This window comes from Pseudomonas sp. PDM27 (genome assembly GCF_019219205.1).
In the GTDB taxonomy this organism is placed as follows: Bacteria; Pseudomonadota; Gammaproteobacteria; order Pseudomonadales; family Pseudomonadaceae; genus Aquipseudomonas; species Aquipseudomonas laurylsulfatiphila.
In genome coordinates this window covers 106966-118486 of the sequence record NZ_JAHUWF010000005.1, presented here as the reverse complement: position 1 = coordinate 118486, position 11521 = coordinate 106966, and the positions used below count along the sequence as shown (strand labels likewise).

Sequence of the window (11521 nt, the reverse complement as noted above, 5' to 3'; positions counted from 1 at the left end):
ACTACCCTGCATCAACCGGACAGCGGCGGGCGTGCTCGCAAGAAGCCCCGCCGGCTGCCGATAAACTTCTGCTGCGCCGCCCGGTCACAAATTTGAGATCGGTCAAACCAACGGCTGCAAACAAGCGCATGCTGTGGCCCGTGGCGCGATTTGATAACGGATGGTGATTCCCGCGATGGACTTCAAAGACTATTACAAGATTCTCGGTGTGGAACCGACCGCAGACGATAAGGCGATCAAGGCCGCCTATCGCAAGCTGGCGCGCAAATACCACCCTGACGTCAGCAAGGAAAAGGACGCCGAGGCCAAGTTCAAGGACGCCTCGGAAGCCTATGAAGCGCTGAAAAGCGCCGACAAACGCGCCGAATACGATGATCTGCGCCGCTATGGCCAGCACGGCCAGCCGTTCCAGGGACCACCGGGCTGGCAGAGCCGTGGCGGTTTTGGTGGCGGTGGCCAGGACACGGGCGATTTCTCGGACTTCTTCAGTTCGATCTTCGGCAACCGTGGGCCTGGTTTCAATGGGGGTGGACAGTCGCGTCGCAGCACCGGACGTCGAGGGCAGGACGTGGAAATGGAGCTTGGGGTTTTTCTTGAAGAAACGCTGTCGACCGAATCGAAGAAGGTCACCTTCCAGGTGCCGCAGTACAACGCGGCTGGCCAGCATGTGAGCAACACCAGCAAAAGCCTGAACGTGAAGATTCCGGCCGGTGTGGCCGACGGCGAGCGCATTCGCCTCAAGGGGCAGGGCGCTCCGGGTGTGGGTGGCGGCGCCAATGGCGACCTGTACCTGACGATCCGTTTCGCACCGCACCCGAAATTCGACGTCGAAGGCGATAACCTGATCATCACCTTGCCACTGGCTCCGTGGGAGCTAGCGCTGGGGGCCGAAGTCGCCGTACCGACCCTGACCGGCAAGATCAACCTCAAGGTGCCGGCTGGCAGCCAGAACGGCCAGCGCATGCGCGCCAAGGGCCATGGCCTGATGAACAAGGCCGGTGAGCGCGGTTACCTGTTCGTGCAATTGAAGGCCGTGATGCCGAAGAAATCCGACGATGACATCAAGGCCCTGTGGCAGGAGCTGGCGAAAAAAGCCGCGTTCGACCCGCGAGAGCATTTTTGATCCCTTAGAACCAAGGAGTCACTGACAATGAGCAGTCCCCTGATCGTTCAACTGGACATGGCAGAATTCTGTGAGGCGACCGAGCTGTCGGACGTCTACGTGATCGAAATCGTCGAGCACGGCATCCTCGAACCTCAGGGCGCTCAGCCCAAGGACTGGGTTTTCAACGACTATGAGCTGACCCTGGCCAAGCGCGCCGCCAAGCTGCGGCGCGACCTTGACCTGGAGTGGGAAGGCGTCGCCCTGGCGCTGGACCTGCTCGAAGAGGTGCAGCAGCTGAGGGCCGAGAACCGCATGCTCAAGCAGCGCTTGGGGCGGTTGCTGGTCGAGTAGGAGCTGCCGAAGGCTGCGATCTTTTGATCTTGTGTTTCATTGCTCCTGCTGATGCAAAACTTCAAAAGCAAAATCAAAAGATCGCAGCCTGCGGCAGCTCCTACAGGGGGGTGCTTCAGGTTTTGCGTGGCAACACCACGGTAAAGGTCGTGCCATCCCTCTCACTGGAACTGACTTCAATCGTCCCCTGATGGGCGTCGACCACTTCCTTGACGATAAACAACCCCAACCCAAGGCTGGTAGTGGGCTCGCCGAGTTCTTCGCTGGCACTGCGCACCAGTGGGTCGAAAATGGTCGCGATTGCATCGCCGGGGATGGGGACTCCGTCGTTCTGCACCGTCAGCCGAACGCTGTCGGCCTCGCCCTTGAGGGTCAAGGTCACTTCACGTTTGCTCGAGCCATGTTGCAAGGCATTGCCGATCAGGTTTTGCAGCATCTGATCGACCCTGCGCGGATCCCAGGTACCGCGGGTGTCACCCTGTACCGTCAGGGTTGGATCGCACTCCGGTTGACCGGCACAGGCCCGCGCAATCGCGTCCCGTGCCGCTTCGGCCAGGTCCATGGGCGTCGGTTCGATCGGCAGGTGCTTGCCCAGGCGACTGCGCACCAACTCCAGCAAATCCCCGACCATCACCGCCAGATGTCCGGTGCTGCGCTGGATATTGATCGCACACTTGAGTGCATCACCTTCCAGCGCGGCTTTGCGCAGCAGGATTTCGGTGGACATGCTCACCGCCTGCAGGGGCGCGCGCAGGTCATGACCGAGGATGGCGAGGAAAATGTCCCGGGAGCGGTTGACCATTTCGGCATAGGCGGCGGTGGATTCGGCCAGGGCTTCGTCGATGGCTTCGTTGAAGCGGATCATGTCCTGGAAGTAGGCCAGGTCAGGCGATTGCAGGCTGTTGACCCACAGGCGGATGACACAGGCGCGCAAATGACGGAATTCACTGGTCATCTGCACCAGATCAAAACCCACGGTATGGCGCAACTCGCCATGGCTGGCACCGGCCTCGTCGAGGCTCGGGGTTTTCTCCGGGCCTTCGCCGCGTGCCTTGGCCGCTTGTTCGGAGGGTGTCTGGGGCTTGCACATGTCTCGGGCCGCGGCCAGCAGGATCGACCGGGCATGGTCGCGCAAGGCGGCGCTGTCCATGGACTCGGCGGCCGGGGTGATGGTTTTGGCGAACTGCTCCCACTCATCGACGATGCGATCAACCTGTAGCACGATGAATTCGGAAAGACGCATGGCGGTTACCTGAGCATGAATCGGGGACAGCGAATCGAATAGTAGTCCCTTTGCCGGAAAAAACACGACCGCTCGTTCGGTGGCATAAGTCCAGGCCTCAGTGGCGGTACTTATGTATTGAAGGCTCTTTGAATTTCGAACGGTGGAGGCCTTTTTTCAGGGGCGGCCCAGCGGTTTTTTGGGCTTTTGTTTGGCGGTTGGGTTGGCGAAGCTGTGGGTTCAAATCCAGCCATCAAGGTGATGTAACAGTGTCTGAATTGCATGGAAGCCATTCACAGCAAACCATTGAAACCACAGGCGTCGAACACCGGGGCGTGCATTACCGTCGCGTAGTCGACGGGATACCGGGGGCCTTGAAAAATGCCCCGCTTGCAAGGCTCAAATCCCTCGAAACCCTGGAGCCGGCGCTGCCCGAGTGGTACAGCGGCGCACGGGCCATTGACCGCCAATACCTGAAGCAGCTGATCGAGGAGCGCTGGCGTGTGCAGGGCGTACTGGACAAAACCCTGGGCAGCTTGCAACACGACATTGAGGCCTTCGCCGAACCACTGGTCAGTGAGATGTTGCAGGCGAATTTCAGCTCCGTTGAACGCGTCGACGAACTCAGCGTGCAGCTCGAGGTGCCCAGTACGATCATATTCGGCATCGACACCGGCGCCAGTCGCGTCCGCCAGTCCACCTTGCTGGAGGCGGCGCTGCACAACTTCGAGGAAGCTGAAACCGTCGAAGGGGCGTTCCGAGACAGTTCCGGTATTTACCGCAAGGACAGTCGGGGCAGTCTCAGCCTGGAGCCGGCGATTGCCCTGCCGGATTTTGCCGCCTTGTGCCGCAGGGTGGACATCGGCGGGCAATACCAGCGGCACATCAAGTCCATCCTGTTGCCCGATACCCCGCAAGCACAGCGAACCTTGCAACAAGACTCGGTGGCCAGTGAACAGGCGGCCTTTCATGTGGCCGCACTGATTGCCCGATTGAACGGCGATATCAGTGACCATGCCTACGTCAAACTGGGCCAGGTGCGTGAGGGGCAGGCAAACGTCACGCTGTACGACCGGCCGTTGCATGCTCATCGCTTGTCGCTGATGGGTTTTCGGTTGACCGGCATCGTGTTGTTCAGCGCGGTCAGCGAGCCATCGCAAATAAAGCGCGACATTGAAGCGCTGACGCCGGCGCTGTTGAGATTCTGGATCGACTGGTCGCACCGCGTCCCTGTTCTTCCGGGCCGGGAATACGATCAATTCAAACTGCTGCAAGCCTTCTTCGCCAATGGGCCGCAGGGGTTGAGCGATGAACTGTTGCGCCGCGACGATATCTATCAACAGAGTCGTTTAAGCGGTCCGTTGATCGCCTATGTGCCCGATGATCCTGACCATCCGTTGAAGGAGTATCCCTCACTGACCGCGTTCATGAAGGCGCTCCTGGGGCAGTTGAGAAATACGGATTACCAGGCCTTTTTCAGCCGGTTTGTGGCGCAGAAGGACAAGGGGCTGTTTTTCGCCCGGGTCAAAGAACGTCTCACCACCTACACCTGGCATGAGCGCGAACCGCTGGACATGGGCCCGTGGTGGCGTGAAACGGCGGTCGAAAATCCCGATGCGGAACCGGTGACCAACCAGATCCGCGATGAGCTGTGGGTCACGCTGTTTCTGGAACGCCGCGACAAGGCCATCGCCGATGCCCGGCTGATCGCCGTACCGACCGGCGACGAGGATGCCAACGCCCGCTTCAAGCGCCTGACCGGTTACCTGTCGATCGGTTGGAATGTTTTCAATTTCGCCGCAATGCTGGTGCCGGGGCTGGGGGAAGCCATGCTTGGCATCATGGTCGCGCAAATGCTCGCCGAGGTTGCCGAAGGCGTCGAGGACTGGAGCAAGGGTGACAAGGAACAGGCTTCGGCGTACATCAACGGGGTCTTGATCAACTTCGCGCAATTGGCACTGATGGGCGCCGGACATGTGTTGCCCGGCCCCGCTGTCGCACCGATCAAGGTGTCGCCGTTTGTCGAGGGGCTCAAACCAGTGGAAGTCGGCGGCAAGGAGCGGTTGTGGAACCCTGACCTTGTGCCCTATGAGCAATCGATCACATTGCCCGATGGGGCGAAGGCTGGTGACACTGGGCTGTACCGTTATCAAGAGCAAGACCTGCTACGCCTCGATGACAAATGCTATGCCGTCAGGCAAGACCCGGAAACCGGCCAGCATCGGCTGCAACACCCGACTCGCGCCGATGCCTATCAGCCGCTGTTGGAGCACAACGGTGCCGGCAGCTGGAAGACCGAACTCGATCAACCGCTCGAATGGGATCGGCGTGTAGTGCTCAGGCGTCTGGGCGCTTCGGTAGAGGGGCTTTCCGATGAGACCCTGGAGCAGGTTTTGACTGCCAGCGGCGTACATGAAAACACCTTGCGCCGGCTCCATGTCGAGCATGAAATTCCGCCCGCGTCATTGGTCGATACCCTCAAGCGCTTCAAGGCCCATGCCGATTCCGAAGCCGGTGCGCAACAGATTCTGGCCCATCGGATCAGTAACGATTGGGCGGATTACTCGCTTCGACTCATGACGGAATTGCGCGGCTGGCCCGGCGACAAGGCCATTGAAGTCTTCCAGGGACCGGGCCTGACCGGTGTATCGATCAAGGAAGGCTACGCCAATGCGTCAGCGACCAATACCTTGCAGATGACCTGGTCTGAACTGCTTGCGGGTGAGTTGCCTGAACGAGTGGTCGGTTTCCTTGACGAAACAGCGCTACGCGAACTGCTTGGAGAAGGGTATTCCGGTGACCAGGCGAAACGTGCACAGGCACTGTGTGATCAATGGGCGGCGCTGGCGCGTCAGCGCAAAAGTCAGTTGTTCGACCTGTTGTACAAGCGCCGGAGTCGGTCGGACGATCCGTTGGTGAAGATGCTCATGGATGATGGGGCTGATATCTCTGTCAGTCAGGCGCAGGCGTTGCTGAGTGAAGCGCATCCCTCGGATGTGCAGCATTTGAACGAAAAAAAACGTGTTCCGTTGAGACTGGCTCAACAAGCTCGGGAGGCAGCGGAACAACTGCGTGTGACACGGGCATATGAAGGCCTGTACCTCGACGGACTGCACAATCGCGATACCGCACGCCTGGAGCTGCACTCGCTGGGCGCATTGCCGGGCTGGCCGGCGGATCTGCGTCTGGAAATCCGTGAGTATTCATTCACGGGATCACTGACCGACAGTCTCGGCCCCGTCGACGCGACGACCCGCAAAGTGCTGGTCCTGGGTGAGGATGGCCAATACGAGGCACGGGACGGCAACGATCAACAGCTGCACGGTGCGGACAATCTGTACGCGGCGGTGCTGCATGCCTTGCCCGACGCTGAGCGCACAGCGCTTGGCTTTGAAATCCATGAGTCTTCACGTCTTGAGCAAGCGGTCAGGGCGCAGCCGCTGGATCGATCCCGGCTCGAGCCGATTCTGCGGGACCACCCGATCACCAGGCCGGCTTACGACCCGAGCGTCATGCGCTTGCGTGGCGGCATGCGTGGCTATGCCCGACAAGCACCGCAAGGCGTAGGCCTGCGACGACGGGCTCATGCACTGTATCCGGATTTTACCTCGGAGGAAGTCGAGACACTGCTGGCGGGTTTCGGTCAGGGCGAAGGGGCGGTGCATGCACGGCTGACTGTGCTGGAGACCGAGTTCAACCAGTTGAACCGCGCCCTGCAACGCTGGATGAATTCGCCGACGCAATCCGCTCGTTTTACCCCGGCGGGCGTGGCGGAGTGGCATGCGCGAAACAACATCTACAAAGCGCTCAGGCAATGCTGGCAGCGCACCGGGCCGGAGGGCATCGAGGCTTACGGGGTTGTGCGGCCGCAGGCGTTGAGTCTGGACAACATTCCCAGGCTGAGCCGACTGCTGGAAACCCTGCCGAGGCTGGAGGCCAACTTCGATCATGTCACCAGCCTGAGTCTGCGCGGTGGGCAGTTGCGTTCCGGGAACCTGTCGTTCCTCGAGCCGTTCCATCAGGTGCGCTACCTCAACCTGCAAGACAATCTGCTGACGGCTGTTCCGCCGGTACTGAAGGACATGCGTCATCTCACCGACCTGTTCCTCAACGACAACTGCATCGAGCTGGATCTAGTGGCAGTTGATCGCCTGAAGAATCTGACACGTCTGAGGTCGTTGGCGTTGCGCGGCAACCCGCTGAAGCTCATTCCCGATGTCAGCCGGATGCCGCATTTGCAGGTGTTGGTATTGAGCGATGCCGGACTGGACAGTTGGCCTGTCGGTTTGTTTTCCCAATCGCGGCCACGCAGTATCTTCATTGAGTTGAGCCGCAATCCGATCAGCCGGATACCGCAGGTCGCGCCCGGATCGTTTCGCGCCGAGCTGCTGGCACGCACGGTGATCAGCCGGGAGCCGCACTGGATATCGCCGGAAAATCTCGACACCCTCAGGATGTACATCGAGTCGGTCGGCATGGACCCGGACCGCCCATATCCACCCCGAGGCTTGCTCGACAGCGCGGATTGGTGGATGGGCATGACCGAGCGGCAATGGCAGGAAAAACAGGAGATCTGGAACGAGGTCGAAGACGAGTTTGGTTCGGTGCCGTTTTTCAATGAACTGCGCAAGCTCACCCAGTCCGCCGACTTCAAGGCCGGCGGTGACTATCAGACGGAACTGACGACCAAGGTCTGGCGCATGCTCGAAGCCATGGCCCGCGACACTGAACTGCGAAGCAAGCTGTTCAACGAGGCGGCAACGCCCACCGAGTGCGTGGATGGCGGCACGCAACTGTTCAATGCCATGGGCGTGCAGGTGATGGTGCACGAAGCCTACGCCCTGGTGCGTGCGGACCTGATCGAGGCGCAATTGCTGGAACTGGCCCTGGGCAAGTCCCGGCTCGATGAGCTGGGTGCCATTGCCCGTCAGCGGGTGTCTGCGCGGTTGGCTAACGGCGAAGGGTTCCGTCGCTACGACGCCAATGGCGATGTGATCGGCACTATCGATGAAGTGGAAGTGCACCTGGCCTACATGACCGATCTGGCGGAGCGTCTGGATTTGCCGTGGCAGGCGCGGGGCATGCAGTTTCGCAACATCGCCGGTGTGAGCAAGGAAATGACCGAAGCAGCGTTCCAGCGGATCAAGGCGCTGGAGGAAGGTGATCTGCTGAGTGATCGCCTCTTCGAGCAACCGCTCTGGCGAACCTGGCTGGAGACGACTTACCGCGAGGAATTGAACGGCTTGAAGCGCAGGATCGACGCCACTATCGATTTGCAGGATGCGTTGCAGCGCAGGGCCGAAGGTACGCGGCTCACCGCCGAGGGAAAGGCGGCGGTGGAGGCGGAAATCAAGGGGTTGTGCAGTGAGTTGGGCAAAAGTGAAACTGACTTTGCGAACGGCAAGCTGATGACTGACGAGGAATATGTTCAAGCCTTGGATGACATCGATCTGCAGATTACGCAGTTTCTGAAAAAACTGACACGGGAAGCGATGATTCGGGCCAAGCTGGATCGGCTGCGGATTGAATCCGTTCAGTAATCACGGAAAAACAAAGGCCTCGACACAGGGTGTGCGAGGCCTTTGCTCGTGTCGTGGTTGCCGGTTCAGAACAGGAAGTAACGCTGGGCCATCGGCAACGTCTCAGCCGGTTCACACCACAGCAAAACCCCATCGGCCTTGACCTGATAGGTCTGCGGATCGACGTCGATTTTCGGCAGGTAGTCGTTGTGGATCAGGTCGGTTTTCTGCACGTCGCGGCAACCTTTGACCACCGCGATTTTCTTCTTCAAACCCAGTGCTTCGGGCAAGCCTGCCTCCTGCGCCGCCTGACTGATGAAGGTCAGGCTGGTGGCGTGCAGTGAACCGCCGAAGCTGGCGAACATCGGGCGGTAGTGCACAGGTTGCGGTGTCGGGATCGAGGCATTGGCGTCGCCCATCAGGCTGGCCGCGATAGCGCCGCCCTTGAGAATCAGCGTCGGTTTCACGCCGAAAAATGCCGGGCGCCAGAGCACCAGGTCCGCCCATTTACCCACTTCGACCGAACCCACTTCATGGCTGATGCCGTGGGTGATCGCCGGGTTGATGGTGTACTTGGCGATGTAGCGTTTGGCGCGGAAGTTGTCGTTGCCGGCGCCATCACCGGGCAGCGGCCCGCGCTGTTTTTTCATCTTGTCGGCGGTCTGCCAGGTGCGGGTGATGACCTCACCGACCCGCCCCATGGCCTGGCTGTCGGAGCTGATCATCGAGAACGCACCGAGGTCGTGGAGGATGTCTTCAGCGGCAATCGTTTCGCGGCGAATGCGGCTTTCGGCGAAGGCCACATCCTCGGCAATGCTCGGGTCGAGGTGATGGCAGACCATCAGCATGTCGAGGTGTTCGTCGATGGTGTTGCGGGTGAACGGCCGGGTCGGGTTGGTCGAACTCGGCAGCACGTTGGTAAATCCACAGGCCTTGATGATGTCCGGTGCGTGACCGCCACCGGCACCTTCGGTGTGATAGGTGTGAATGGTGCGGCCCTTGAAGGCGGCGAGGGTGGTCTCGACGAAACCGGATTCGTTGAGGGTGTCGGTGTGGATCGCCACCTGCACGTCGAACCGGTCGGCCACGCTCAGGCAGTTGTCGATGCTCGCGGGCGTGGTGCCCCAGTCCTCATGCAACTTGAGGCCGATGGCACCGGCCTTGACCTGTTCGATCAACGGCTCCGGCAAGCTGGCGTTGCCCTTGCCGGTGAGGCCGATGTTCATCGGGAAGGCATCGGCAGCCTGAAGCATGCGCGCCAGGTGCCACGGCCCGGAGGTGCAGGTGGTCGCATTGGTGCCGGTAGCCGGTCCGGTGCCGCCACCGATCATGGTGGTGACACCGCTCATCAATGCCTCTTCGATCTGCTGCGGGCAGATGAAGTGGATGTGGGTGTCGATGCCGCCGGCGGTGAGGATCATGCCTTCGCCGGCGATGACTTCGGTGCTGGCGCCAATGGCGATGTTGACGTTGGGCTGGATGTCCGGGTTACCGGCCTTGCCGATCGCTGCGATGCGCCCGTCCTTGAGACCGACGTCTGCCTTGACGATACCCCAGTGATCGATGATCAGCGCGTTGGTGATCAGGGTGTCGACCACGTCGGCGGCCAGCAACTGGCTCTGACCCTGGCCGTCACGAATGACTTTACCGCCACCGAATTTCACTTCTTCGCCGTAGGTGGTGAAGTCCTGTTCCACTTCGATCCACAACTCGGTATCGGCCAGGCGCACCTTGTCACCGATAGTGGGACCGAACATGTCGGCGTAGGCTTGACGGGAAATCTTCATTCGTTCGCCTTGAGATTCAATTGAATTTGGAACCGCTCGCGTTGCTCGCTATCGCAGCCTCGCTTCGCTCGACAGCTCCTACAGGGGGCCGCGATCACATTGGAGAATTCTGTAGGAGCTGTCTCGCGAAGCGAGGCTGCGATCTTTTGATCTTTAATCGAGATCACCCATGATCCTGCCGGCAAACCCGAACACCCGACGATGCCCCGCCAGATCCACCAACTCCACCTCGCGACTCTGCCCCGGTTCGAAACGCACCGCCGTGCCAGCCGGGATGTTCAGGCGCATGCCACGACTGGCGGCACGGTCGAACCCCAGGGCGTCGTTGGTTTCGAAAAAGTGATAATGCGAGCCGACCTGGATCGGCCGGTCACCCCTGTTGGCCACCTTCAGGCTGATCGTGCGGCGGCCGACGTTGAGTTCGATGTCGCCGGGCTGGATCTGGTATTCACCGGGAATCATCAATGGGCTCCCTGAAGAATCTTGTAGTAGAGGGCGGTCGGTTTGTAGCGGCCGCTCGGGTCGCAGGCGTAGTCGGGGATTTCACCGGCGCGGGTATAGCCCAGCGATTGATAGAAGGCTTCGGCGGGCGAGCCGGCCTCGGTGTCGAGGTACAGCATGCCGCGCTTGTGCTGCAGGGCGGCCGCCTCCAGAGCGTTCATCAGTTGCTGGCCCAGACCGCGACGCCGGGCATGTTCGCGCACCAGCAGCTTTTGCACTTCGGCGCGGTTCAGGCCGTTGGCTTTCTGGCACAAACCCAACTGCACGCTGGCCTGCACCTGTTCGTCCTTGACCACCACCCACAGCAACAGATTGCCCTTGTTCAGGTTGTCCTGGACCTCATCGAAATAGGCGTGGGCCTGGGTCGCATCGAGGCCAGCCATGAAGCCGACACTGGCCCCGTAGCCGACGGCATCGAGCAGCAGGTCGATCAGGCCCTGACGATAGTGCGCAAAGCTTTCAACGTTGACGCGTCGCAGTTGGGCGGCGTTCATCGGGCATTACTCCTGGTTGACACTCGGCGGTTGCGCGCCGGGGTTGAGGGTCAGTTGCATGAACGTCAGGTCCAGCCAGCGGCCGAATTTGGTGCCGACCTGAGGCATTTGCCCGGTGGTGATGAAACCGATGCGCTCATGCAAACGAATGGACGCAGCGTTGCCACTTTCGATGGCGGCGACCATCACGTGCTTGCCGCAGCCTTTGGCGCGCTCGACCAGTGCTTCCATCAGTTGTGGGCCGAGGCCGTTGCCGCGCTGGTCGCTGCGCACGTAGACCGAATGCTCGACGGTGTGGCGGAAACCGTCGAAAGGTCGCCAGTCGCCGAATGAGGCATAGCCCAGTACCGAGTTTTCACCGTCGACGATCACCAGAATCGGGTAAGCCTGGGATTGCCGGGCGCTGAACCAGGCCTGGCGATTGCCGAGGTCGACCGCCTGTTCATTCCAGATCGCCGTGGTGTTGAGCACGGCGTCGTTGTAGATGTCGCAGATGGCCGGCAAGTCGGCAGGCACGGCATCGCGGATGTGGTAAGTCATGG

8 protein-coding genes are annotated in these 11521 nt (G+C 60.6%); 3 read left to right on the top strand and 5 right to left on the bottom strand.

Annotated elements, in window-relative coordinates:
• The first annotated feature begins 175 nt into the window (after positions 1 to 175).
• Together KW838_RS12760 and KW838_RS12755 are read left to right on the top strand one after the other, a co-directional pair.
• A complete protein-coding gene (locus KW838_RS12760; RefSeq protein WP_015093265.1) occupies positions 176 to 1123 on the top strand; it encodes a DnaJ C-terminal domain-containing protein in 948 nt (315 codons plus the stop codon).
• 27 nt (positions 1124 to 1150) lie between these two features.
• Positions 1151 to 1456, top strand: coding sequence for a chaperone modulator CbpM (locus KW838_RS12755; RefSeq protein WP_007979663.1), 306 nt, complete (start codon positions 1151 to 1153; stop codon positions 1454 to 1456).
• A gap of 115 nt (positions 1457 to 1571) precedes the next feature.
• Here KW838_RS12755 and KW838_RS12750 read toward each other — a convergent pair whose 3' ends face one another.
• Positions 1572 to 2699 carry a sensor histidine kinase KdpD gene (locus KW838_RS12750; RefSeq protein WP_218501258.1) on the bottom strand — a complete coding sequence of 376 codons (1128 nt, stop codon included), beginning with the start codon at positions 2697 to 2699 and terminating at the stop codon, positions 1572 to 1574.
• Between the two features lie 248 nt (positions 2700 to 2947).
• Between KW838_RS12750 and KW838_RS12745 the strand changes: the two genes are divergently transcribed.
• Positions 2948 to 8218, top strand: a complete 5271-nt coding sequence (locus tag KW838_RS12745) for a dermonecrotic toxin domain-containing protein (protein WP_218501257.1) — start codon at positions 2948 to 2950, stop codon at positions 8216 to 8218.
• 65 nt (positions 8219 to 8283) lie between these two features.
• On the opposite strand, the gene ureC is transcribed toward KW838_RS12745, so the two are convergent.
• From ureC to KW838_RS12725, 4 genes are all read right to left on the bottom strand, one after another.
• Complete coding sequence (gene ureC / locus KW838_RS12740; protein WP_102700434.1) at positions 8284 to 9984, bottom strand: urease subunit alpha; 1701 nt, start codon at positions 9982 to 9984, stop codon at positions 8284 to 8286.
• 153 nt (positions 9985 to 10137) lie between these two features.
• Positions 10138 to 10446, bottom strand: a complete 309-nt coding sequence (locus KW838_RS12735; RefSeq protein ID WP_218501256.1) for an urease subunit beta — start codon at positions 10444 to 10446, stop codon at positions 10138 to 10140.
• Positions 10446 to 10979: a GNAT family N-acetyltransferase gene (locus KW838_RS12730; protein WP_102700436.1), complete on the bottom strand. Its 534-nt coding sequence runs from the start codon at positions 10977 to 10979 to the stop codon at positions 10446 to 10448. The genes KW838_RS12735 and KW838_RS12730 overlap by 1 nt, the downstream gene beginning before the upstream one ends.
• A gap of 6 nt (positions 10980 to 10985) precedes the next feature.
• Complete coding sequence (locus KW838_RS12725) at positions 10986 to 11519, bottom strand: GNAT family N-acetyltransferase (protein WP_102700437.1); 534 nt, start codon at positions 11517 to 11519, stop codon at positions 10986 to 10988.
• Positions 11520 to 11521: the final 2 nt, after the last annotated feature.